Source organism: Paraburkholderia sp. J7 (assembly GCF_905220155.1).
In the GTDB taxonomy this organism is placed as follows: domain Bacteria; phylum Pseudomonadota; class Gammaproteobacteria; order Burkholderiales; family Burkholderiaceae; genus Paraburkholderia.
This window is the reverse complement of sequence record NZ_CAJMYZ010000010.1, coordinates 180,877-204,629: the sequence shown is the minus strand read 5'-3', so window position 1 is coordinate 204,629 and position 23,753 is coordinate 180,877. Positions and strand designations below refer to the sequence as shown.

Annotated in this window: 22 protein-coding genes and 1 tRNA gene; 18 read left to right on the top strand and 5 right to left on the bottom strand. The window is 62.9% G+C overall.

The window, feature by feature from the left end:
• The first annotated feature begins 6 nt into the window (after positions 1–6).
• The 3 genes from dxs to U5A58_RS18270 all read left to right on the top strand — a co-directional run bounded on the left by dxs (position 7) and on the right by U5A58_RS18270 (position 4,373).
• Positions 7–1,914: a 1-deoxy-D-xylulose-5-phosphate synthase gene (gene dxs, locus U5A58_RS18280; protein ID WP_321962500.1), complete on the top strand. Its 1,908-nt coding sequence runs from the start codon at positions 7–9 to the stop codon at positions 1,912–1,914.
• A 161-nt stretch (positions 1,915–2,075) separates the two neighbouring features.
• A complete protein-coding gene (gene folE2, locus U5A58_RS18275; protein ID WP_321962499.1) occupies positions 2,076–2,882 on the top strand; it encodes a GTP cyclohydrolase FolE2 in 807 nt (268 codons plus the stop codon).
• A gap of 375 nt (positions 2,883–3,257) precedes the next feature.
• Entirely contained in the window at positions 3,258–4,373 is a 1,116-nt protein-coding gene (locus U5A58_RS18270) for a porin (protein WP_321962498.1), read from the top strand.
• 41 nt (positions 4,374–4,414) lie between these two features.
• On the opposite strand, the gene tsaD is transcribed toward U5A58_RS18270, so the two are convergent.
• Positions 4,415–5,440 (bottom strand): tRNA (adenosine(37)-N6)-threonylcarbamoyltransferase complex transferase subunit TsaD, encoded by a 1,026-nt coding sequence (gene tsaD, locus U5A58_RS18265; protein WP_321909694.1) that lies wholly within the window; start codon positions 5,438–5,440, stop codon positions 4,415–4,417.
• Between the two features lie 169 nt (positions 5,441–5,609).
• On the opposite strand from tsaD, the gene U5A58_RS18260 reads away from it, so the two are divergent.
• From U5A58_RS18260 to dnaG, 5 genes are all read left to right on the top strand, one after another.
• Entirely contained in the window at positions 5,610–6,830 is a 1,221-nt protein-coding gene (locus U5A58_RS18260; protein WP_321962497.1) for an NAD(P)/FAD-dependent oxidoreductase, read from the top strand.
• 111 nt (positions 6,831–6,941) lie between these two features.
• Positions 6,942–7,919, top strand: a complete 978-nt coding sequence (locus U5A58_RS18255) for a universal stress protein (protein WP_321962496.1) — start codon at positions 6,942–6,944, stop codon at positions 7,917–7,919.
• Between the two features lie 143 nt (positions 7,920–8,062).
• Positions 8,063–8,275 carry a 30S ribosomal protein S21 gene (rpsU, locus tag U5A58_RS18250; protein WP_013434742.1) on the top strand — a complete coding sequence of 71 codons (213 nt, stop codon included), beginning with the start codon at positions 8,063–8,065 and terminating at the stop codon, positions 8,273–8,275.
• A gap of 225 nt (positions 8,276–8,500) precedes the next feature.
• Positions 8,501–8,947, top strand: a complete 447-nt coding sequence (locus U5A58_RS18245; RefSeq protein WP_321909686.1) for a GatB/YqeY domain-containing protein — start codon at positions 8,501–8,503, stop codon at positions 8,945–8,947.
• A 111-nt stretch (positions 8,948–9,058) separates the two neighbouring features.
• A complete protein-coding gene (dnaG, locus tag U5A58_RS18240; protein ID WP_321909684.1) occupies positions 9,059–10,933 on the top strand; it encodes a DNA primase in 1,875 nt (624 codons plus the stop codon).
• 21 nt (positions 10,934–10,954) lie between these two features.
• On the opposite strand, the gene U5A58_RS18235 is transcribed toward dnaG, so the two are convergent.
• Complete coding sequence (locus tag U5A58_RS18235; protein ID WP_321909865.1) at positions 10,955–11,194, bottom strand: hypothetical protein; 240 nt, start codon at positions 11,192–11,194, stop codon at positions 10,955–10,957.
• Here U5A58_RS18235 and rpoD point away from each other — a divergent pair.
• The 3 genes from rpoD to U5A58_RS18220 all read left to right on the top strand — a co-directional run bounded on the left by rpoD (position 11,076) and on the right by U5A58_RS18220 (position 14,628).
• Complete coding sequence (gene rpoD / locus U5A58_RS18230) at positions 11,076–13,484, top strand: RNA polymerase sigma factor RpoD (RefSeq protein ID WP_321909683.1); 2,409 nt, start codon at positions 11,076–11,078, stop codon at positions 13,482–13,484. The two genes, U5A58_RS18235 and rpoD, sit on opposite strands and share 119 nt — an antisense overlap.
• A 166-nt stretch (positions 13,485–13,650) precedes the next feature.
• A tRNA-Ile gene (locus U5A58_RS18225) sits at positions 13,651–13,738 on the top strand.
• A 599-nt stretch (positions 13,739–14,337) separates the two neighbouring features.
• Positions 14,338–14,628, top strand: coding sequence for a hypothetical protein (locus U5A58_RS18220; RefSeq protein WP_415774244.1), 291 nt, complete (start codon positions 14,338–14,340; stop codon positions 14,626–14,628).
• A gap of 46 nt (positions 14,629–14,674) precedes the next feature.
• On the opposite strand, the gene U5A58_RS18215 is transcribed toward U5A58_RS18220, so the two are convergent.
• Positions 14,675–15,289 carry a helix-turn-helix domain-containing protein gene (locus U5A58_RS18215; RefSeq protein ID WP_321962495.1) on the bottom strand — a complete coding sequence of 205 codons (615 nt, stop codon included), beginning with the start codon at positions 15,287–15,289 and terminating at the stop codon, positions 14,675–14,677.
• A gap of 118 nt (positions 15,290–15,407) precedes the next feature.
• Between U5A58_RS18215 and U5A58_RS18210 the strand changes: the two genes are divergently transcribed.
• Positions 15,408–15,872: a nuclear transport factor 2 family protein gene (locus U5A58_RS18210; protein WP_321962494.1), complete on the top strand. Its 465-nt coding sequence runs from the start codon at positions 15,408–15,410 to the stop codon at positions 15,870–15,872.
• A 52-nt stretch (positions 15,873–15,924) separates the two neighbouring features.
• Here the strand turns inward: U5A58_RS18210 and U5A58_RS18205 are convergent, their stop codons facing one another.
• Positions 15,925–16,575: an ureidoglycolate lyase gene (locus U5A58_RS18205; protein WP_321962493.1), complete on the bottom strand. Its 651-nt coding sequence runs from the start codon at positions 16,573–16,575 to the stop codon at positions 15,925–15,927.
• 393 nt (positions 16,576–16,968) lie between these two features.
• On the opposite strand from U5A58_RS18205, the gene U5A58_RS18200 reads away from it, so the two are divergent.
• The 5 genes from U5A58_RS18200 (at position 16,969) to U5A58_RS18180 (ending at position 22,417) form a co-directional block, all read left to right on the top strand.
• Positions 16,969–18,126 (top strand): CoA transferase, encoded by a 1,158-nt coding sequence (locus U5A58_RS18200; RefSeq protein WP_321962492.1) that lies wholly within the window; start codon positions 16,969–16,971, stop codon positions 18,124–18,126.
• A 119-nt stretch (positions 18,127–18,245) separates the two neighbouring features.
• The gene (locus U5A58_RS18195) at positions 18,246–19,547 is read left to right on the top strand and encodes a citrate:proton symporter (protein WP_321962491.1); all 1,302 of its coding nucleotides are present in this window, start codon (positions 18,246–18,248) and stop codon (positions 19,545–19,547) included.
• A gap of 35 nt (positions 19,548–19,582) precedes the next feature.
• Entirely contained in the window at positions 19,583–20,749 is a 1,167-nt protein-coding gene (locus U5A58_RS18190; RefSeq protein ID WP_321962490.1) for an acyl-CoA dehydrogenase family protein, read from the top strand.
• 47 nt (positions 20,750–20,796) lie between these two features.
• Positions 20,797–21,549 carry an IclR family transcriptional regulator gene (locus U5A58_RS18185; RefSeq protein WP_321962489.1) on the top strand — a complete coding sequence of 251 codons (753 nt, stop codon included), beginning with the start codon at positions 20,797–20,799 and terminating at the stop codon, positions 21,547–21,549.
• Between the two features lie 127 nt (positions 21,550–21,676).
• On the top strand, positions 21,677–22,417 hold the full coding sequence (locus tag U5A58_RS18180; RefSeq protein ID WP_321962488.1) for an SDR family oxidoreductase: 741 nt from the start codon (positions 21,677–21,679) through the stop codon (positions 22,415–22,417).
• 36 nt (positions 22,418–22,453) lie between these two features.
• Here the strand turns inward: U5A58_RS18180 and U5A58_RS18175 are convergent, their stop codons facing one another.
• The gene (locus tag U5A58_RS18175) at positions 22,454–23,023 is read right to left on the bottom strand and encodes a TetR/AcrR family transcriptional regulator (protein WP_321909670.1); all 570 of its coding nucleotides are present in this window, start codon (positions 23,021–23,023) and stop codon (positions 22,454–22,456) included.
• A 132-nt stretch (positions 23,024–23,155) separates the two neighbouring features.
• Between U5A58_RS18175 and U5A58_RS18170 the strand changes: the two genes are divergently transcribed.
• Positions 23,156–23,746: a 2-hydroxychromene-2-carboxylate isomerase gene (locus U5A58_RS18170; protein ID WP_321962487.1), complete on the top strand. Its 591-nt coding sequence runs from the start codon at positions 23,156–23,158 to the stop codon at positions 23,744–23,746.
• The last annotated feature ends 7 nt before the right edge of the window (positions 23,747–23,753 follow it).

The following is a 23,753-nucleotide window of genomic DNA, read 5'->3' as shown; positions in this document are numbered from 1 at the left end:
ACGACGATGTACGACTTGCTGAAAACCATTGACGACCCGGCGGATTTGCGCCGCCTTGATCGCCGCCAGTTGCAACCGCTTGCCGACGAACTGCGTGCCTTCGTTCTCGAGAGCGTCTCGCAAACGGGCGGCCACTTGTCGTCCAACCTCGGTACGGTCGAACTGACGATCGCGCTGCACTACGTGTTCGACACGCCGCGCGACCGCATCGTCTGGGACGTGGGCCATCAGACCTATCCGCACAAGATCCTGACGGGCCGCCGCGACCAGATGTCGACGCTGCGCCAACTCGGCGGCATTTCGGGCTTCCCGAAACGCGACGAGTCGCCGTATGACACGTTCGGCACCGCGCACTCGAGCACGTCGATCTCGGCGGCGCTCGGCATGGCCGTGGCGAGCAAGCTCAAGGGCGACAACGCCATGGGCATCGCCGTGATCGGCGACGGCGCGATGACGGCCGGCATGGCGTTCGAGGCGCTGAACAACGGCGGCGTCGAAGACGACGTGCCGCTGCTCGTCATCCTCAACGACAACGACATGTCGATTTCGCCGCCGGTGGGCGCGCTCAATCGCCATCTCGCGCGCCTCATGTCGGGCCGCTTCTACGCCGCCGCACGCGCAGGCGTGGAGCGCGTGCTGCGCCATGCGCCGCCGGTGCTCGACCTCGCGCGCAAGCTCGAAGAGCACGCGAAGGGCATGATCGTGCCGGCCACGCTGTTCGAGGAATTCGGCTTCAACTACATCGGGCCGATCGACGGTCACGACCTCGATTCGCTGATCCCGACGCTGCAGAACATCAAGGAACTGCGCGGCCCGCAATTCCTGCACGTCGTGACGAAGAAAGGCCAGGGCTACAAGCTCGCCGAAGCCGACCCGGTCCTGTACCACGGTCCCGGCAAGTTCAACCCGGCTGAAGGCATCAAGCCGTCGGCAACGCCCGCGAAGAAGACCTACACGCAGGTGTTCGGCGAATGGCTGTGCGACGCTGCCGAGCTCGACCACCGCGTGATCGGCATCACGCCGGCCATGCGCGAAGGCTCGGGCATGGTGGAGTTCGAAAAGCGCTTCCCGGACCGTTACTACGACGTGGGCATTGCCGAGCAGCACGCGGTGACGTTCGCGGGCGGTATCGCAGCCGAGGGCCTGAAGCCCGTGGTCGCGATCTACTCGACCTTCCTGCAGCGCGCCTACGACCAGCTGATTCACGACGTGGCGCTGCAGAACCTGCCGGTCGTGTTCGCCATCGACCGCGCGGGTCTCGTCGGCGCCGATGGCGCGACGCACGCGGGCGCCTACGATCTCGCGTTCATGCGCTGCATTCCGAACATGATGATCATGGCGGCGTCCGACGAAAACGAATGCCGCCAGATGCTCTACACGGCGCTCCAGCAGGACTGCCCGACGGCCGTGCGCTACCCGCGCGGCGCGGGCACGGGTGTTGCGACCGTCAAGCAGATGGCCGCGCTGCCGGTGGGCAAGGGCGAAGTCCGCCGCGAGAGCAAGGCGCCGGCAGGCAGCCGCATTGCGATTCTCGCGTTCGGCACGATGGTTGCGCCGTCACTTGCCGCAGCGGAAGAGCTGGACGCCACCGTGGCGAACATGCGCTTCGTGAAGCCGCTCGACGCGGAACTCGTGAAACAGCTCGCCGAAACGCACGATTACATCGTGACCGTGGAGGAAGGCTGCATCATGGGCGGCGCCGGTTCGGCCTGCGTGGAAGCCCTCCTTGAAAGTGGGGTTATCAAGCCCGTACTACAATTGGGCCTCCCCGACCGCTTCATCGACCACGGCGATCCGGCAAAGCTGCTGGCGGGCTGTGGGCTCGACGCAGCAGGGATCGCGAAGTCCATTCGCGAACGCTTTCTCGACAAGGCGGCGAATGTGTCCGGCAAGTCGGTGATGCGCGTCGCGTAAGGTCGATCGAGGCTGCTCCAGGTTAATTGGCGCCTTGCGCCAGACCATTCACATTTGAACTGGCGGGCGGGTTTCGTACCCGGCTTTCCGCCAGCAAACGCCGGCTCATGCCGGCGTTTGCCATTTGCGCGCCGCACTCGGCGCGGCTTGAGGATAAGAACATGAATCAGATGAACCCGGCCTTCGTGATGCCGGACGTCCAAAGCTCCGTCGATACCCGTCAGATCGTGATCCAGCGCGTGGGCGTGAAGGCCGTGCGCCATCCGCTCACCGTGAAGACGGGCGCGGGTGACGTCCAGCCGAGCGTCGGCATGTGGAACCTCGACGTTCATCTGCCGGCCGACCAGAAAGGCACGCACATGTCGCGCTTCGTTGCCCTGCTCGAAGAGAACAAGGCGCCGCTCGAGCCCGCCACGTTCCGCGCGATGCTGGCAGCGATGCTCACGAAGCTCGAATCGCAGGCGGGCCGGATCGAAGTCACGTTCCCGTATTTCGTGAAGAAAGTTGCGCCGGTGTCGGGCGTGGAAAGCCTGCTGGACTACGAAGTGACGCTCACGGGCGACGTGCGCAACGGTCAAACGCGCCTCTTCCTCAAGGTGCTCGTGCCCGTGACGAGCCTGTGCCCGTGCTCGAAGAAGATCTCGCAATACGGTGCGCACAACCAGCGCTCGCACGTGACGATGAACGTCGAGTTCGAAGGCGATCTGCCGGTTGAACACCTCATTCGCATTGCCGAAGAAGAGGCGTCGTGCGAACTGTGGGGCCTGCTCAAGCGCCCGGACGAGAAGTTCGTGACCGAGCGCGCGTATGAAAACCCCAAGTTCGTCGAAGACCTCGTGCGCGACGTGGCCGTGCGCCTGAACGCCGATGCGCGCGTGATCGCCTATACGCTCGAAGCCGAAAATTTCGAGTCGATCCATAATCACAGCGCCTACGCCGTGATCGAGCACGACAAGCGCGTGGCGTAAAGCTGGCCGCCTGGTTGCGCCATCCACAAAAAAGCCGCCCTTGGGCGGCTTTTTGCTTCTACGGCGGCAAGCACGTTACTGCTGCACAAGCGACGTCAAATCCCGGCGCACTTCATTACGCTCAGGCAAGCATTGCTTTGTAATCCTGACATTCTTTTCCTAAATATTTCCTTGGGCCCTTTCTGAACTGTCGCGCTTTCGCCAGCGCAGCATATGCGGTTTCGCATAGACGAACGCGCGCTTGAGGTGCGGCAAGGTTACAGCCTGCCTTCATCGTTATAACTCCACTTCGACGCAACGTCATCACGCGCCGGCATACGCACCCGCGAGCGACGGCCAACGCATCAATGAGAAACAGTCAGTGGAGGAGACATCATGGGCTTTTGCATAAAAAGCATTTTCGGTGCAGCACTGATTCTGGCGGCGAGCGGTGTGAGTGCGCAAACGAGCGTCACCTTGTATGGCGTTGCCGATGCGTTCGTCCAGTTCCTCAACAATGGCGGCAAGCAATCGTGGTCGCAGCGCAGCGGAGGGGGTGTGCCGTCGCGCTTCGGCATAAAGGGCTCGGAGGATCTTGGCGGCGGCCTGAAAGCCGTATTTACGCTCGAAAATGGCTTCAACATCAACAATGGCACTGCCTTTGCCGATACGGGCGCCATGTTCTATCGACAGTCGTGGGTGGGGCTTGCACACGAGAAGTACGGCACGGTCTCCCTGGGGCGCCAGTATCAGCCGACTTTCTGGGTGCTCTACCCAGGCGACCCGTTCCTTGCCAATGAAGTGATATCGCTGCTAGCGGCAGCGGGCAATGTCGTCGACCGTAATACGGTCGGCTTGCAGTCGAGCGGCGGGCGCTCGAGCAATTCAGTCGTCTATCGGTCACCGAGTCTCAAAGGGCTCCAGCTGCTGGCCATGTACGCGTTCCAGTCCAGCGTGACGCAGCCTGCGCCGCAAACGAACGGCAATATCGTCGATGTTGCCGCCACCTGGTCGGGCTATGGTCTCTATGCGGGGATTGCGTACCAGTATCAGCATCCGGGCACGAAGACTCTGGCCAGTTTGCCGTCCGTCCTGAATACGGCAGGAACCGAGCATTTCAATACTGCGCTCGCTTATCAGATAGGGATCGTCAATCTTCAGTTCATCTACGGATATCATCGCCCGAAGCACGACGACGCGAGTGCGCTCGCGACGCAGCTTTCGGCCGTGCATTCGTATAGCTTGATACAAGCCGGCGCCACGGTTCAAGTCACGCCCACGGATTCAATCGAAATCGCGGCGCTGCAACGCGCCGTACGCGGCGTGCATGACAATATGTGGGCCGTGCAACTGGGTGTCGACCACAGTCTTTCGAAGCGGACGTCCATCTATGCGCGCGCGGGCTACATGAAGAACAACGGCTCGTCCACGATGAGCTGGTCTGGCGTGAGCGTGGCGGCCCCGGGTACCAAACAAACGCTGGCAGTCGTAGGCATGACACAGCGTTTCTGAGTTTCAGGTGTGGGCGGATCGATCCGCGATGCGCTCGGCGCTTACTGCGCAAGCGACGTCAAATCCCAGCGCGGCTTCACCGTGAACGCATAATCGCGCGTGGCTTGCTCGGGCCAGCGCTTCAGGCGCAGCGCGCCCGCGAGCGCGATCATCGCGCCGTTGTCGGTGCACAGAGACAAATCGGGGTAGTGCACCTCGAAGCCGCGCTTTTGCGCCGCCGCCGAAAGCGTCTCGCGCAACTGCTTGTTCGCACCCACACCGCCCGCCACCACGAGGCGCTTCATCTTCGTGCGCTTGAGCGCGGCGAGCGACTTCGCGGCCAGCACCTCGACGGCGGCATCGACGAAACCGCGCGCGATGTCGGCCTTGCCCTGCTCGCAGATATTCGTGCCGAGCTTCTTCACTTGTGTGAGCACGGCCGTCTTGAGTCCGCTGAAGCTGAAGTCGAGATCGCCAGAATGCAGCATCGGGCGGGGCAGCTCGACGGCGCCAGGTGTGCCGAACTCCGCAAGGCGCGAGACTTCAGGGCCGCCCGGATAGCCGAGGCCAAGCAGCTTGGCCGTTTTGTCGAAGGCTTCGCCCGCGGCGTCGTCGAGTGTTTCGCCAAGGGTTTCGTACACGCCTACGTCGGTCACGCGCATCAGTTGCGTGTGGCCGCCCGACACCAGCAGCGCGACAAACGGAAACGGCGGCGGCGCGTCGACCAGCAGCGGCGAAAGCAGGTGCCCTTCGAGATGGTGAATGCCCACGGTCGGACGATTCCAGGCCATGGCGAGCGCATTGGCGATGCTCGCGCCCACGAGCAGCGCGCCCGCGAGGCCGGGGCCTTGCGTGAAGGCGATGGCGTCGATGTCGCTTTTCGCAGCGCCGCTCTTCGCGAGGACTTCCTCGAGCAACGGCAGCGCGCGGCGGATATGGTCGCGCGAGGCAAGCTCCGGCACGACGCCGCCGTACTCGCGGTGCATGGCGATCTGCGAGTGCAGCGCGTGCGCGAGCAGGCCGCGCTCGCTGTCGTAGAGCGCGAGGCCGGTTTCGTCGCAGGAGCTTTCGATGCCGAGAACGAGCATGATGTGGGGCGCGGCGACGGCCTTGCGCGGCATGAACCGCTAAAAACCGTCGCTAAATCAAGAATTAAGAGAACATAAAAGTATAGCAGCGCGCGTGAAAGCCGGCTGGGGGCCGCAAGCGGAGCCCCCCGCGGACAAGCCCCGCCGCCGCACAGGTAGAATGCGCGCCATGGAATCTTTCGACATCGCCGTGATCGGCGCAGGGGCGGCCGGCATGATGTGCGCGGCGGTGGCTGGCCAGCAGGGCGCCCGCGTGGCGTTGATCGACCACGCGCCGCGCCTCGCGGAAAAAATCCGCATCTCGGGCGGCGGCCGCTGCAACTTCACGAACCTGCACGCGAGCCCGGCAAACTATCTCTCGAACAACCCGCATTTCTGCCGTTCGGCGCTCGCGCGCTACACGCCGCGTGACTTCCTCGCGCTGCTGCGCCAACATCGCGTGACCTGGCACGAAAAGCATAAGGGCCAGCTTTTCTGCGACCAGTCGAGCGAGGCGATCATCAACGTCCTGCGCGCCGAATGCGACGCCGGCCGCGTGACGTGGCGCCGCCCGCTGCCGGTGGAAGCGGTGAGCCATGCCGACGGCGCGGGCTTTACGCTCGGCACGCCGCAGGGCGAGATACGCGCGAAAGCGCTCGTGATCGCGACGGGCGGCCTGTCGATCCCGAAGATCGGCGCTACCGATTTCGCTTATCGCGTTGCAAAGCAGTTCGGCCACAAGCTGATCGATACGCGTCCGGCGCTCGTGCCGCTCACGTTCGCGCAGGACGAGTGGACGCCCTACGTGCCGCTCGCGGGCGTTTCGCTCGAAGTTCACGTGGCCACGGGCGAGCGCAAAACCGGCGGCGCCTTCGATGAAGACTTGCTCTTCACGCACCGAGGTCTTTCCGGTCCCGGCGTCTTGCAAATTTCGAGCTTCTGGCAGCCGGGCCAGCCGATCCGCGTGAACTTGCTGCCCGAGCACGATCCGGCGGCGGCCTTGATCGAGGCCAAGGGCGCGACGAAACGCCAGATCGGCAATCTGCTCGCCGAGTGGGTGCCGGCGCGGCTCGCGCATGTGTGGCTGGAGGCGCATCAGGTGAATGCCGACGCGCGTATCGCCGATCTGCCGGATAAAACGCTGCGCAAGATCGGCGAAGGGCTCGCCCAGTGGACGCTCACACCCACTGGCACCGAAGGCTACAAGAAGGCGGAAGTCACGCGCGGCGGCGTGGACACGCGCGAGCTTTCCTCGGCGACGATGATGAGCCAGCGCGTGCCTGGCCTCTACTTCGTGGGCGAAGCCGTGGACGTGACGGGTTGGCTTGGCGGCTACAACTTCCAGTGGGCGTGGGCCTCGGGCGTCGCGGCCGGGGAGGCCGCCGCCCAGTATTCGGCGAGCGCAAGCTGATTTTCTGACCGACACGCACTGCCGAATCTCTCGCGGTTGACCCGAGTCATGGTTGCCTGGGCGCCCGAGGTTCACGCTTGAATACCTGACCATGAGGAAAAGGTACGAAACGTGAATCGAGAGGAACAGCAGCACATTGAGGCACTGCGCGGGCCACTGCGGCGAATCATGATTGCGGTGGACGATTCGAAGGCATCGACGCAGGCGCTGCGTTTTGCGTCGCGAGTGGTGCCGCGCGACGCCCACGTGCGGATCGTGTGTGCGGCCGAACAGCCGCGCGCCTGGAATGCGGGCGGCGCTTACACCGCGGGCGACGCGTGGATGACGGACGCGCTCAGCGTCGCGCGCGACGAATATCTCCACGCGGCCGAGCGCACGCTCGAGCAGGCGATGACGGCGTTCAACGGGCAAGTGGCCCTGGTCGAAGGGCAGGTGGTCGGTCTTTCTGCCGAGGCAGGCGCCGTCGTGCCGGCGCTAGCCGATGCGGCGCGTGACTGGCAGGCCGAGATGCTGATCGTCGGCACGCGGCACCAGGGGCGCATGAAGCGCTGGATCGACGGCTCGGTTTCGGGCGCGCTCGCGGTTTGCGCGCCCTGTCCGCTGCTGGTCGTGCCCGTGGAGTACGACGAAACGCGCGCTCACGCGCCACTTGCCCGCATCGTCCTGGCGACGGACGGCAGTCCGGCCTCGGCGCAGGCGATCAACGCGGCGGTGCGGCTGGCCGAACCGCAAACCACGTTGCGCGCGGTTTATGTCGTGGACCGCAGCAGTGTGGCTGGCGACCCGGTGCCGGGATCGGTGCTCGAAGATGCGCTCACCGAGCTTGGCCGCAAGGCGCTAGCCGGCGCGCACGAGCAACTCGAAACGTCAGGCAGTGCCTATGAAACCGCGCTCGTGGCCACCGCTCGCCTGCGCGACGACATCGCCCACACTGTGTTGCGCGACGCGCAGGACTGGCAGGCCGATCTCGTCGCACTGGGCACGCAGGGCCGGCGGGGCGTCGCGCGCTGGCTGCTCGGCAGCGTGGCGCAGCGTGCCATCGAGATCACGCATGTGCCGCTGCTGCTCGTCGGGCCGGGCGCTGCCTGATGTCGCGCAGCCCCGCCAGGGAAGGCTCCGGGCGCGGTCGCCCCCCTCGCATGGGATTGGGGTTTCCCCCCAAGCAGGCACGCGATGCGCAAACCCGGAACTGCTATACTCAATCCTCTTTACCCCCGATCCGTTATTGGAAAATGACGACCATCCGCGTAAAAGAAAACGAACCCTTTGAAGTTGCCATGCGCCGCTTCAAGCGCACGATCGAGAAGAACGGTCTGTTGACCGAACTTCGCGCGCGCGAGTTCTACGAGAAGCCCACGGCTGAACGCAAGCGCAAGAAGGCGGCGGCGGTGAAGCGCCACTTCAAGCGTCTGCGCAGCCAGATGTTGCCGAAGAAGCTGTACTGATTCTGGCGTCGCCGTGGCGCGTGGCCGCGCAGTTCCAGCGTGGACTTCGCGTGAGCTTCGCGGCGACGTGGACAGCCGGCCCGCGGCCTTGGGTGACTTAGCGCAACGCGGCCGCCGCTGCCCTCTGGTGTGGTCGCAACCATGTCGAATTTGCGCCAACCCGCCTGGAAGCGTTTCCAGGCGGGTTTTTGCATTCCAGCAACCCCAACGTATTTCAGGTGAGTGATGAGTCTCAAAGACCAGATCAACGACGACATGAAAGCCGCGATGCGCGCGCGCGAAAGCGAACGCCTTGCCACAATTCGTCTGCTGCTCGCCGCTATCAAGCAACGTGAAGTCGACGACCGCGTGACGCTCGACGACGCCGGCATCACGGCGGTCATCGACAAGATGATCAAGCAGCGCAAGGACTCGATCAGCCAGTTCGAGGCCGCGGGCCGCACCGATCTCGTCGAGAAGGAAGCCGCCGAGCTGACCGTCCTGGCCGCCTACATGCCCGCGCAGCTCTCGGATGCCGAGATCGCCGCCGAAGTGCAGGCCGCCGTCGCCCAGGTGGGCGCAGCCGGGCCGCAGGACATGGGCAAGGTGATGGGCGTGCTCAAGCCGAAGCTCGCCGGGCGCGCCGACATGACGGCCGTTTCCGGGCTCGTCAAAGCCGCGCTCTCGAAGTAAGCGCAACCGGTTCGCACGCGGCGCCGGCCCGGCCCAGGGGCGACGCCGCGAGGCCCGTACGTGATGTATTCGGGCCGCGCGAGCCCTGGTTGCCCAAGCGCGTTCGCTTCGATGATTCCGCATTCGTTCCTGCAAGACCTGCTGAACCGCGTCGATATCGTCGACGTGGTGGGTCGCTACGTGCAGCTCAAGAAGGGCGGCGCGAACTTCATGGGCTTGTGTCCGTTCCACAACGAGAAAAGCCCTTCGTTCACAGTTAGTCCAACCAAACAGTTCTATCACTGCTTCGGCTGCGGGGCGCACGGTACCGCCATCGGCTTCCTCATGGAGCACGCGGGCCTGACGTTCCCCGAGGCCGTCGAACAACTCGCCCAGTCGGTCGGCCTGACCGTGCCGCAAGAGCCTTCGCCCCTGCGCGGCGGCGGGGCTGGTGCGGCCGGCGGCTATGCTCCGGCTGTCTCGAAGGCCGTGTCCACCGCGCTTTCCGATGTCATGCAGACCGCGTGCGACTACTACCGCAAGCAGCTGCGCAGCGCGACCAACGCCATTCAGTACCTCAAGAAGCGCGGCCTCACGGGCGAAATCGCCGCGCGTTTTGGCCTCGGCTACGCGCCGGATGGATGGCAGAACCTCGAATCTGCGTTTACCAACTATCGCGACGACGCGCTCGTGGAGTCGGGCCTCGTCATCGTCAGCGAGAAGCAGGACGCGCAAGGCCAGTCGCGCCGGTACGACCGCTTCCGCGACCGCGTGATGTTCCCGATCCGCAACGTGAAGGGGCAGGTCATAGGATTTGGCGGCCGCGTGCTGGATGGCGGCGAGCCCAAGTATTTGAATTCCCCGGAAACGCCGCTATTTAACAAGGGCAGCGAGCTGTACGGGTTGTTCGAGGCGCGCCTCGCGATCCGGGAACAGCGCTATGTTCTGGTGGTGGAGGGGTATATGGACGTCGTCGCGCTCGCGCAGCTGGGTTTCCAGAACGCCGTGGCGACGCTCGGCACCGCGTGCACGCCGATCCACGTGCAGAAGCTCATGCGTCAGACCGACACGGTGATCTTCAGCTTCGACGGCGACTCGGCGGGCCGCCGCGCCGCGCGGCGCGCGCTCGACGCGTGCCTGCCGCACGCGGCCGACAACCGCACGATCCGCTTCCTGTTCCTGCCGCAGGAGCACGACCCGGACAGCTACGTGCGCGAATTCGGCGCCGAGGCGTTCTCGGAGCAGGTCGAGCGGGCCATGCCGCTGTCCCAGTTCATGCTCAACGAGGTCCTGGCGGACAAGGAACTGGACCAGCCGGAAGGGCGCGCCCGGGCGCTGTTCGACGCGAAACCGCTGTTGCAGGCGCTGCCGGCGAATGCCCTGCGGGCGCAGATCATGCACATGTTCGCGGACCGCCTGGACGTGCCGTTCGAGGAAGTGGCCGCGCTGTGCGAAGTCGACGCGCGCATCGCCCAGGCGGCGCGCCAGGCGCCGGCACGCAAGGACCGGCACCTTGTGACCGGTATCGAGCGCAAGGCGCTGCGCAACCTCGTGATGCACCCGCGTATCGCGTCGCAGCTCGACGAAGAGGCCGAAAAGGCGCTGATTGGACTGACGCGCCACGGCGAGTTGTTCGAGGAAGTGACCACTCACGCGCGGGCACTGGGCGACGCGGCGGAATTTCAGCTGCTGTCGGACCTGCTGAGAAATGGGGCCAATGCTCCAACCTTCGAGGAGATTTTTCGCGAAATTCTGGACTATGATGAAAACGTTCGGGATTTGCTGATGAAAAATCCGGAAGATGGCGCTGCGCTAGAGGAGCGCCGCGAGCAGGAGCGGCTCGTGAGCGAAGAATTGACGGCGGCAATCCTGAAGATGCGGTACGACGCCTGTTGCGAGCGGCTGGACGCGCTTTCGCGGCAGTCGCGACATACGCCTGAGGAACTTGCCGAATTGATGTCACTGAATCAGACGCGGGCTGACATGAAGCGTCAGCTCGGTTTGTAAGGGAAGGACCGCACAGGGGGATTATTGCCCTGCGTGGTAAAATAACAGGTTTTCAGCGGTTTGTTTTTGTTTTTTCCGGGCGGACATAATGGGTTGGGGTAACCCATGAATGTTCAGTTTTCCAGCAAGGGGCGGAATGGCAATGGCAAAGACTACAGGCGGAAAAAAGGCAACCGGCAAGGGCTCGACGGAGCCGACCAGCAAGGTCACAGAGGCCGCAGTTGCCAGTTCTTCCGCCCGGTCGTCGGGCAGTGAGTCCACCAACCGTTCTGAACCGGCTACCCGGAAGAGGTCGATGACTGTTTCGGCTGCGCGAGCAGCGCCTGCACGTGCGGCGAAAGCCGTTACGCAGCCGGCAACGAAGCGGTCCGGTTCGAGAAGTGCAAGGGAAGTGCCTGCCGTCGAGGACGATGCGGCAGAGCGCGAGGCTCAAGCATCCACGGTTCACGAGGCTGTTGTCCAGCAGCCGCGAGTCGAGACACTAGCCGGTACGGCGAACTCCATGACGAAAAAGCTGAATGAAGTACCCGTCGATGACGACGCAAACCAGAGCGAAGACAGCACCCCCGCCGCGGGCAAGGTCGAAAAGACCACCCGTGCGCGCGACCGGCGAGCGAAGGAGAAGGCGCTGCTGAAAGACGCGTTCGCGTCGTCGCAGCCCGGCACCGTCGAGGAGCTCGAGGAGCGCCGCACGAAGCTGCGTGCGCTCATCAAGCTCGGCAAGGAGCGCGGCTTCCTCACCTATGCGGAAATCAACGATCACCTTCCGGACAACTTCACGGAAACCGAGGCGATCGAAGGCATCATCAGCACGTTCAACGACATGGGCGTGGCTGTCTATGAGCAGGCCCCCGACGCGGAAACGCTGCTGCTCAACGACAACGCGCCGAACGCTTCATCGGACGACGAAGTGGAAGAGGAAGCGGAAGTCGCGCTCTCCACCGTCGATTCCGAATTTGGCCGCACGACCGACCCGGTGCGTATGTACATGCGCGAAATGGGCACGGTCGAGCTCCTCACGCGCGAAGGCGAAATCGAAATCGCCAAGCGCATTGAAGACGGCCTCAAGCACATGGTCATGGCGATCTCCGCTTGCCCGACCACGATTGCCGACATCCTCGCCATGGCCGAGCGCGTGGCGAACGACGAGATTCGCGTGGACGAACTCGTCGACGGCCTGATCGATCCCAACGCCGAAGACACCGACGGCTTCAACGCCAAGGAAGCGGAAGAGATCGAGAACGAGGACGAAGAGGAAGAAGCCGAAGAGGAAGAAGAAGAGGAGGAGGAAGAGGACGACGGCGCGGCGCAGGCGACGGCCAACGCGGCGCAGCTCGAAGCCCTCAAGCGTGCCTCGCTCGAAAAATTCGCCCTCATCAGCGAATGGTTCGACAAGATGCGCCGCGCGTTCGAGAAGGAGGGCTACAAGTCGAAGTCCTACCTCAAGGCGCAGGAAACCATCCAGAACGAGCTGATGTCGATCCGCTTCACGGCGCGTACCGTCGAGCGTCTGTGCGACACGCTGCGCGCGCAGGTGGACGAAGTGCGCCAGGTCGAACGCCAGATTCTTCACACGGTCGTGGACAAGTGCGGCATGCCGCGCTCGGAGTTCATCGCACGATTCCCGGGCAACGAAACCGACCTCGAGTGGTCGGAGAAGATCGTCGGCGAGAGCCATGCGTATAGCGGCATTCTCTCGCGCAACATTCCGGCCATTCGCGAACAGCAGCAGCGCCTGCTCGATCTGCAGGCGCGCGTGGTGCTGCCGCTCAAGGACCTGAAGGAAACCAACCGCCAGATGGCGGCCGGCGAACTCAAGGCGCGCCAGGCGAAGCGCGAGATGACCGAGGCCAACCTGCGTCTCGTGATCTCGATCGCGAAGAAGTACACGAACCGCGGCCTGCAGTTCCTCGACCTGATCCAGGAAGGCAACATCGGCCTGATGAAGGCGGTGGACAAGTTCGAATATCGCCGCGGCTACAAGTTCTCGACTTACGCGACGTGGTGGATCCGTCAGGCCATCACGCGCTCGATTGCGGACCAGGCGCGCACGATCCGCATTCCGGTTCACATGATCGAGACGATCAACAAGATGAACCGTATTTCGCGGCAGATCCTGCAGGAGACCGGTCTTGAGCCGGATCCGGCAACGCTCGCCGAGAAGATGGAAATGCCGGAGGACAAGATCCGCAAGATCATGAAGATCGCGAAGGAGCCGATCTCCATGGAAACGCCGATCGGCGACGACGACGATTCGCATCTGGGCGACTTCATCGAGGACAACAACACGGTGGCGCCGGCCGATGCCGCGCTGCATGCCTCGATGCGCGATGTGGTGAAGGACGTGCTCGACTCGCTCACGCCGCGCGAAGCGAAGGTGCTGCGCATGCGCTTCGGTATCGAGATGAGCACTGATCACACGCTCGAAGAAGTGGGCAAGCAGTTCGACGTGACGCGCGAGCGGATTCGCCAGATCGAAGCGAAGGCGCTGCGCAAGCTGCGCCACCCGAGCCGCTCGGACAAGCTCAAGTCGTTCCTTGAAGGAAATTGAGCTTGATTAGCGTTTAATGCACGGAAGTCGCGTGCACGATGGCCAGGTCGGCCCGCTTTCGTGTAGTATGTCGGCCTGTCATCGAAAAGCCCGGCCTTTGGGTAGACCGGGCTTTTTTGTTGACGCATTGCCGTTCTTTTGTTCTCGCTACGCTTCGTAGCTTCGTGGGCCGGACGCCGTGTTGGTTGCAGGCAGCGGACTCATAATCCGCCTCCGAAAGGACGTCGTGGGTTCGAACCCCACCCGGCCCACCATTTCTCTTCTCTCGCGAGATCCTGGGCGTTCTGCCTTGCGTTCGATCAGAGATCGATAGGCATGCCTATCAATTTCGGTCGATTCTCGTCGCAGCACTCCCTCAGCAGCCGCAATCACTCGCTGCTCGACGCCATAGATTGCTGTGGCGATTCACCGAACAATCTCCGAAACATCGCGGTAAAAGCACCAAGCGTGCTGTATCCAGGATCGAGCGCAACTTGCGTGGCCACCCTGTCCAAGCCAGGTCATCGCCTCGGCTGCATGCATATGCTGGTGGAGATCGGCGCCACCTCGCTCGCGCGATGTGCGGTACGACGATTGCCGTCCCGGCTTACCGCTGGTCGAAGGCTTCGACAGAAGCGCAGGAAGAGGCTGGGGGATCGTCATGTCAGTCCGTACGAAACTCGATCGCTGGCGCAACGTCGGGCGTTTCGTTGTGCGACGGCTGCAGCTGGGTTGCGCGCAATGTTCGCGCGGCAGTGGGCCGACGCTAATGTGCGCGGAGTGGCAGGATAGGAGTTCCGGCGGTTCGGGAGCGCAGCGTGCGCTTTCGCGGATTGCCTCAGAATGGATCCCCTCTTTTCACGGGAGAGTGACGATGGCCAAGTCTCATTCCTTGATGGTCGCTGCGGTGACCGCCCTTTCCATCGCGCTTGCACCGGGAATAGCCGGTGCGCAAACGAGCGCGCCCGACGCTTCGAACCCCGCCAGCATGACGAAAGCGCAGCGCAAAGAAGCACGCAAGGAAGCTCGGGCACGAAAGAACGCGGAATTGAAGAAACTCGAACAGAACGGATACAACCCGGCCACAGCAAACGACGCGAATTACCCCAATGATATTCAGAATGCCGAAAGAAAGGCAGCGTCGCCTGGTGCCGCGAGTCACTAGCGAAATATCTGTATGGGCCTAAAGACGAAATCGTCAGCTTAATACGTCACGCCTTCGTACGAGGGCCCGCCGTTACCGCGTCCCACGTGTGCTTGACGATACGCTGCACGTCGGCCTTGAAGGCCTTTTCGTCTTCCGCGCTATCGATGAGCAGCGCCGACTCGCAGATCATGCGGCCGATCATCCGCGCCGCGAGCGGCACGTTCTTCGCCGCAGCGCTGCCGCGCGCTGCCTGCGCCTGCAGCGCCGCGCTCAACAGCCCGAACGTGCTCGCTTCCTCTATTTCGCGGCAGCGGTCCGAGCCCAGCACCGCGGTTGCCGTTTCGAGCACGAGGTGCCGGTAGGTCGGCTCCGAGCACACATCGAGGAACGCAGCGATGCCCGCGCTGACCCGCTGCGACGCCTGCGCAGCGGCGGAGGCGGCGCGTACGCGCGCCGCGGCATCGGCCTGCAGCGCGACGACGAGCGCATCGAGCAGGTCCGTCTTCCCGGAAAAATGGTGATAGAAAGCGCCGCGCGTCACGCGGGCCTTTTGCGCGATCGCCTCGAGACTGATCTGCTGATAACCCTGCGACGTGAACAGTTCGCGCGCGGCATCAAGCAGCGCTTCGCGTGTTGCGTCCGCATATTCGGCACGACGGGTCTTGAATGTTTCTGCCATGAGACCGGGAAGGTTGACTTTTCACAGACGCATCGTAGTATACATACACAATGTATGTGAAAATCATCGTGTATGTAGTCACGCTTATGGTGCAGATCAATCCTCACGAGGTTAGTCCATGACGGATTCCAGCCACACTGAAGCGAAGTACGTTCCCCCCACGGACCTGCAGTTGCGCGCGGCGCAAGACATCGTGCGCCGTTTCGCGCAACGCTGGCGGCGCCCAGTTGCGGAGGAACTGCGCGACCTGATGCATCCGGACACGCAGAACCTGATTCCGCCAATGACGGTCCCCGCCAATTGCGAAGGCGTGGTCGAGCATTTCCGGCAGGTCCTGCAACAGCTACCCGATCTCAAAGTCGAGGTGATCCGCTGGGCGCCGACCGGCGACGCGGTGCTGGTCGAATGGCGAGCGCATGCAAGCGTCGCAGGAGAGTCGCTCGAATGGCAGGGCGTTGATCGCTTCAACGTACGCGGTGACCGCATGTACCAGGCCCAGGTGTATTGGGACACGCGTGGGGTCGCGCAGCAGATTGCCGACGCCGTACGGCGCTCGCAGGAACGAGCTGCCGCGCAAGGATAGCGGCGGCCAGCAAGAGCGCTGATCGCACGGCGTTCAGAAGCGTCTACGGTCGCTAGCCACGCGTAATGGCCGCTTCGAGCAAACAACCAAATTCGGACGCGAATTCGACCGAGACGCGCGCATGGACAGCGCCTTGTTTGTCAAAGAATCGCTGCGACCCTTCCAGCGTGAACACGCCTTCATGCCAGATGTTGGGGTGAATATAGAGACCCTGCTGCCCGTCGAAACGGAAGCAGACGAACTTCTGTGGCGTGATATCGTCGCCGGGCAATGCCAGTGGGACGTAGAACGGGCGACGATCGAGCGGGAAAAACAGTTGGCCGCCGTCCGGATGATAGTTCGCATGCCAAATCAACATGCGTTCCGGTGTAGCCGCGCTGTCTTCACGTGCGTCGCCTGGCTCCGTTGCGTATGCGAGAACGTAGTTGCCGCTTACCGCTTCGTTTCGACCGTAGAGAATGTCACCGCGCCATTCGCTGACGAACGTGCCCTCGGTCGTACCCGCTTCGTCACCGGTTCCCGGGTCGATCGGCCTTGATCCCACAGCGGGCCATTGCACGATTTCCACGTGGCATGTGTCCGGATCGTCCACCAGCTTGCCATAGCCATGCAGCGTTGCCGGAGTCGCTTCGACCACGGGCATCGCCACGCGCCGCAGGCCCCGAGGAAGGGCGGGGTTGAGGTAGTCGATCGCTTTGCTCATACGAATCTCACTGGAAATCAAGGGCTGGGCCTAGGTTCAGAGCGGCATGGGCACGAAGCTTGGAGTGTGCCGGCGGCAGGGCGTTCGCGGAATTCAACGCCCTTTCAACGCTTGACGCTGCCGGGACGTGTCGCCTTGACAGGCGGACTTGGCCGTCCAACACCAGGGACATTCCTGGGGCGGCGGATGGGGATCCCGCTTGACCTCATGTATTCCCGTGTGTGAATATTAATTCACGGTAGTGAATTTGTGATGTCGCGCTCATGTCGAGCCGGTACGGGGCGACTTGACGGTTCTCCAACATCGGATATCTGGTGGCGGCGCACTTGCCGGCCGCCCCGCCCTGGTGATTTTTGCGTTTTCGGTTCTTGTCAATCAGTACTGCAGATCAAAATGGACAATCCCTCACCTCCAATCGCTGGATCGCTGCACGGTTTGCGCGTTGTAGATCTGTCCCGTGTTCTCGGCGGCCCTTATTGCACGCAGATTCTTGCTGACCACGGCGCGGAAGTCATCAAGGTCGAGCCGCCCGGCGGCGACGAAACACGCGGCTGGGGGCCTCCGTTCGACGGCGAGACAGCTTCGTACTTCCAGGGCGTCAATCGCAACAAGCTGGGCGTCGCGCTGGATCTCACGCAGGCGGCGGAGCGCGAGCGCCTGCTCGCGCTGCTCAAGACGGCTGACGTACTGGTGGAGAACTTCAAGGTCGGTACGCTCGAGCGATGGGGGCTCGGTTACGACACCGTACTGGCCGCGCGCTTTCCGCGGCTCGTGCATTGCCGCGTGTCCGGCTTCGGCGCAGACGGCCCGCTCGGCGCCTTGCCCGGCTATGACGCGGCGATCCAGGCGATGACCGGTCTCATGAGCGTCAACGGGGAGGCAGGTGGCGCGCCGCTGCGCATCGGCGTGCCGATCGTCGATCTCGTGACGGGACTCAATGCGGCCCTTGGCGTTCTGATGGCGCTGCGCGAGCGCGAGGTGAGCGGGAGAGGCCAGTTCGTCGAGTCGACGCTGTTCGATTGCGCGCTCTCGATCCTCCACCCGCACACGCCCAACTACTTCTACTCGGGCAAGGAACCGCAGCGCACCGGTAACGCGCATCCGAACATCACGCCGTACGACATGTTCCATACCGGCAACGGCGACATCTTTCTCGCGGTCGGCAACAACACACAGTTCGCATCACTTTGCAGGCTGATCGATGCGCAACACCTCGCCGACGATCCGCGCTTCACCGACAATCGCTCGCGCAGCCAGCACCGCAACGACTTGCGCGCGGAACTCGAGCAATGTTTCGTCCGCTGGGATGGTCCACAGCTTGCTGACATGCTTGTGCGCCACGGCGTGCCATGTGCACCGGTACTCGGAGTGGGTGCGGCGCTCGCGCATCCCCACGTCGACCATCGCGCGATGAAGGTCGAGATGGGGTCCTACCGCGGGATCGCGTCGCCAATCAAGCTCGCCCGCACGCCGGCCACCTACCGAAGCGCGCCACCGGCGCTCGACGAACATGCGGCACAGGTTTTCGGCGACCCATCGCGCGAGCAATAGCCGTCACATCGACAAGCTATCCAATCGCACCACGACAGCGGCATACGAAACGCCGCGCAGGAGACAGCAATGACACCTGGCAACCAGGCAGGAAGCAGGGCGCACACGGGGACTCGATCATGCTCGCGCTAATCGGCACGCTCGCGATCATCGCTCTCTTCACGCTGATCATCACGAAGCGTCTTTCGCCGCTCGTCGCGCTGATCGCCGTGCCCATCGTCGCCGCGCTAGCTGCGGGATTCGGCCTTTCCACGGCGAAGTTCATCGTCCACGGGGTGCAGAACATCGGCCCGGTTGCGGGAATGTTCGTATTTGCGATACTTTTCTTCGGTATCCTGACGGATGCGGGAATGCTGGACCCGATTATCAACGGTGTATTGCGCGTGGTGGGGTGTCATCCGCCGCGCATTGTCATGGGCTCGGCACTGCTTGCGCTGCTGATTCACCTCGATGGTTCGGGCGCGGTCACGTTCCTTGTTACGCTGCCCGCGATGATGCCGCTCTATACCCGACTCGGGCTCGACCGTCGCATTCTCGCGTGCGTCGCCTCGATGGCGGCGGGCGTCAACTTTCTCCCATGGGTCGGACCCATGCTGCGCGCTTCCGCGGCCCTGCATATTCCGGGCACCGTCATTTTCTATCCGATGATTTCCGTGCAGATTGTTGGCCTGGTTTTCGTGTTTGGCACGGCATACGTGCTCGGGAAGCGCGAGGAAAAACGCCTCGGTCTCACGCGCGAGCATGCCGCCAGCATTGCCGCCACTCCTCGCGTGCTTACGCCTGAGGAACTGGCGCTGCGCCGGCCTCAGCGCTTCTGGATCAATCTCGCGCTGACGCTCGTCGTGCTCGTGACGCTAGTGTCGGGCATCGTCGACCCCATGGTCATGTTCATGATCGGCACCGTGCTGGCGCTCGTCATCAACTACCCCGATGTGAACCAGCAGCGCGAACGGGTCGACGCCCATGCAAAGGCCGCCCTGATGATGGCGAGCGTGCTGCTAGCTGCGGGTGCTTTCACCGGCATCATGACCGGAACCGGCATGCTCAACGCCATGGCTGAAGTGGTTGTGCGCCATGTGCCGGCCGATCACGCGCGCCATATGCCATTCGCGCTGGGACTCGTTTCCATGCCGCTCAGTTTGCTTTTCGATCCCGATTCGTTTTACTTCGGTATCCTGCCTGTATTGGCGAAAAGCGGGGAACTGTTGGGCGTGCCACCCGTGCAGATGGCACAGGCGGCGCTGCTCGGGCAGATGACGACCGGCTTCCCCGTTAGCCCGCTCACGCCGGCAACGTTCCTGATTGTTGGCCTGACGGGTGTGGAACTCGCCGAGCATCAGAAGTTCACGATTCCCTTCCTGTTTGCCGCCACGGTGCTAATGGTGTTCACCGCGGTACTGGTCAGTGTGTTCCCGCTCTAATACCGCTTTTGTTTATGTCTTGAGAGGAAGTCCGTATGAATTTCAACCTCAATGAAGACCAGCAGTCGATCGTCGCTGCAATTGAAAAGATCTGCGAACGTTTCGACGACGGCTACTGGCTCGAACGCGACCGCGAAGGCGGCTTTCCGCACGACTTTCACCGGGCACTCGCCGATGCGGGCTGGCTCGGCATTGCGATGTCGCCGGACTACGGCGGTTCCGGGCTCGGCATGACCGAGGCGGCGCTGATGATGCGCACGATCAGTGCTTCCGGTGCGGGGCTCTCGGGCGCGTCGGCTGTGCATATGAACATCTTCGGACTCAATCCGGTGCAGGTGTTCGGCAGCGAGGCGCAGAAGCAGCGATTCCTGCCGCCGCTCATCGAGGGCCGCGACAAGGCTTGCTTCGCCGTGACCGAACCCGACGCCGGCCTCGACACGACGCACCTGAAAACGCAGGCCGTGCGCGACGGCGATCACTATGTGCTCACCGGCCGCAAGATCTGGATTTCGACGGCGCAGGTCGCGAACAAGATGCTTATCATCGCGCGCACGACGCCACTGGACCGGGTGGCGAAGCCTACCGATGGCCTGAGTCTCTTCTATACCGACCTGGACCGCACGCGAGTCGAAGTCCGCGAGATCGAGAAGATGGGTCGCAAGGCCGTCGATTCGAACATGCTCTTCATCGACGGCCTGCGCGTGCCGATGGAAGACCGCATTGGGGAGGAGGGCAAGGGCTTTCACTATTTGCTGCATGGCCTGAATCCGGAGCGCATCCTGATCGCCTCGGAAGCGGTGGGGCTCGGCCAGGCGGCGCTGCGCCACGCAACGCAGTACGCGAAAGACCGTGTCGTGTTCGGACGTCCCATTGGGCAGAACCAGGCCATCCAGCATCCGCTCGCGCAGGCGTGGATGGCGCTCGAAGCCGCGAACCTGATGGTGATGAAAGCGGCCACGCTGTACGACGCGGGCGAGCCGTGCGGCGCCGAAGCCAACGCCGGAAAATACCTGGCTGCCGAAGCGGCGTTTCAGGCGTGCCAGACGGCCATTGCTACGCTGGGCGGCATGGGTTATGCGAAGGAATACCACGTCGAACGCTATCTGAGGGAGTGTATGATTCCAAGGCTCGCGCCCGTCAGCCCGCAAATGATCATGTGCTTCATTGCGGAAAAGGTGCTCGGGCTGCCGAAGTCTTACTGACCACCGCAAGGGGCGCGCGCGCCGCCTTGCGACCCACTGCCCGACCCATGGACGTCAAACTCGTTGCCCGCACGCTCGACCTGTTCGAACTCTTCGCCGCCGAACAAAGACCATTGGCGCTCGCCGAAATGGCGCGGCTGCTGGAGGTGCCCGCATCGAGTTGCCTCGCGCTTGCCCGCACGCTTGTGAGCCGCGGCTATCTGTACGAGGTACGCAAGCGCGGCGGCTACTATCCCACGCGGCGTTTGCAACTGCTCGCCAACGCGATCAATGCCGTCGATCCTGTGGTCCAGATGTTGCACCCCCGCCTTGTCGAGTTGCGCGACGCAACAGGCGAAACCGTCGTGCTTGGCAAGATCCATGGCACGCAGGTCGTCTATCTCGACGTGGTCGAATCGGAGAAGGCAGTACGCTACGCATGCGCACCCGGCTCGCTGCGCCCGTTGCATGCGAACTCGATCGGCAAGGTGATTTGCGGCGAACTCGATGCGCCGGCGCGCGATGCGCTCTGCGCAAAGCTACAGTTCGAGCGGTTCACCGGCGCAACTGTCACCGATCTCGCCACGTTCATCGATCAGGTCAACGCCGCGCATGAGCGCGGCTGGTATGCGAACATCGGCGAGAGTGCGCCCGAACTTTCGGCGGTGGCCGTTGCCCTCGATTTCGGCGGCGACCTGTACGGACTCTCGATTGGCGGCCCGACCGAGCGGATTCGCGAGCAACTGAACGAGCACGTGGCAACCCTGACCACCGCAAAGCAGCAGATTCTCTTGACCTGGCAAAAGAGCGAGACTGACTGAGCTTCGCTTTTCTACGCACCATCCTCACCGAACGTTCACGCCGCTGAAGCCAAAACCCTGGTTGACAACACTCGATCGTTTAATTAACGTACGTTAACTAAACGATCGTTCGATAACAGGAGGCGGCATGCAGTCCGATAAAGTACAACCCAAAGTCGTGCTCGTGATTGGGGCAGGAGATGCCACCGGGGGAGCGATCGCGTCGCGATTCGCCCGCGAGGGCTACATCGCCTGTGTGAGCCGCCGCTCGGCAGACAAGCTGGAGCCGCTGGTTGCACGTATTCGCGAGGCCGGCGGTGAGGCCTACGGGTACGGCAGCGACGCGCGCAAGGAAGAGGATGTCGTTGCGTTGATTGAGCGCGTAGAAGCCGAGCACGGTCCCATCGAGGCCATGGTGTTCAATATTGGCGCAAACGTGCCTTGCAGCATTCTCGAAGAGACGGCGCGCAAGTACTTCAAGATTTGGGAGATGGCCTGTTTTAGCGCATTCCTGAACGGCCGCGAGGTGGCGAAGCGGATGGTTGCGCGAGGGCGCGGGACGATTCTCTTTACGGGCGCGACGGCAAGCGTCAGGGGCGCGGCAGATTTCGGCGCATTTGCGGGCGCCAAGCATGCGCTTCGGGCGCTAGCGCAAAGCATGGCCCGGGAACTGGGGCCGCGTAACGTTCACGTCGCCCACATTATTGTCGACGGCGCCATCGACACCGACTTTATTCGCACGAACTTCCCTGAGCGCTACGCCCTGAAGGAAAAGGACGGCATCCTGAATCCGGAACACATCGCCGAGAACTACTGGTACCTGCACCAGCAGCCCCGCGACGCCTGGACGTTCGAGCTGGATCTGCGTCCCTACATGGAGCGTTGGTAAACGCGGACTGCCGAAAGCGCTGCCGAAATGCGAAAGCTACTTCAGGGTATCGATGTCGAGCGCTTCGCCCAGCAGCCGCCGGCTGGACGCGAGGATGTCGCGCCTCGTGCGCTCGCTTTCCACGGTGCGCGCAAGCAGAAGGGCGCCGACACATTGCGCCATGACTGCCCAGGCGGTGTCCTTGTCGTCGAGGTGAGCACTCCAGCTTTTCTGGATGCGCTTGAGCGCCTTTTCGACTTCCGCGCGCGCGGTGGGGGTGCCTCTAGCGATTTCCGGGCCGATCGCGGGGAGCGCACAACCCGATTCGGGATGCAGAACGTGATACGTGCTCAGGTAGCTTCTCAGGCGTTTGCCTAGATCCGCTTCGGGTGCGCTGTCGTCTACCGCTAGCAGATCGGCGCTGTTGGACGCCTCCTCGCCGACGAGGGCGTCGAAGAGCGCCTGCTTGGAAGGAAAATGATTGTAGAACGCGGCGCCTGTCAGCCCGATCGACGCCATCAGCGCGTCGATACCCGTGGAAGCAAAACCGCCTTCCTTTGCAATGGCGCGGCTGCTTTCGATAAGTTTGCGGCGCGTTTCCTCTTTGTGCGAGCTTGAATAGCGCATGGTCAAGGTCTAGTCAGGATATCGAATCAGAATAGCATAACCTTCGTTCAGTTAACGTTCATTTATCAAAGACCTTTACGAGTCATCCGATACGAATGGCATCAGGGACCGTAAAGGGTGTCAGGGGGAGAGATGGTGAAAACGGTAGAGTTTTACTTTGACTTCGGAAGCCCGGCGAGCTATCTCGCCTGGACGCAACTGCCGGCCATTGCCGCTCAAAGCGGCGCTGAGCTTGTGTATAAGCCAGTCCTGCTGGGCGGTATTCACAAGGCGACGAACAATGCGTCGCCGGCGGCCATACCTGCAAAAGGCGCATGGATGCAGGTCGATCTCTCGCGCTTTGCCCGGCGCTATGGCGTCCAGTACACCCATAATCCGCATTTTCCGATCAACACGCTGATGCTCATGCGCGCCGCAACCGGTGCGCAGATGCATGACGAGCCACTGTTCCAGCGCTATGTCAGCACGGTGTTTCGTGCGATGTGGGAACACCCCCGCAACATGGCTGACCTCCCCACCGTGCACGCCGTTCTCGAGGGCGCCGATCTCGATAGCGCACTCCTGTTCCAGTTCGCAGAGGATCCCGCAGTGAAGGAGCGGTTGAAGCGGGAAACCGAGGCGGCCGTTGCACGAGGTCTCTTTGGCGCGCCGACGATGTTCGTGGGCGATGAGATGTTCTTCGGGCAAGACCGGCTCGATTTCGTCAAGGAAGCATTGCGCTAGCCAGGCA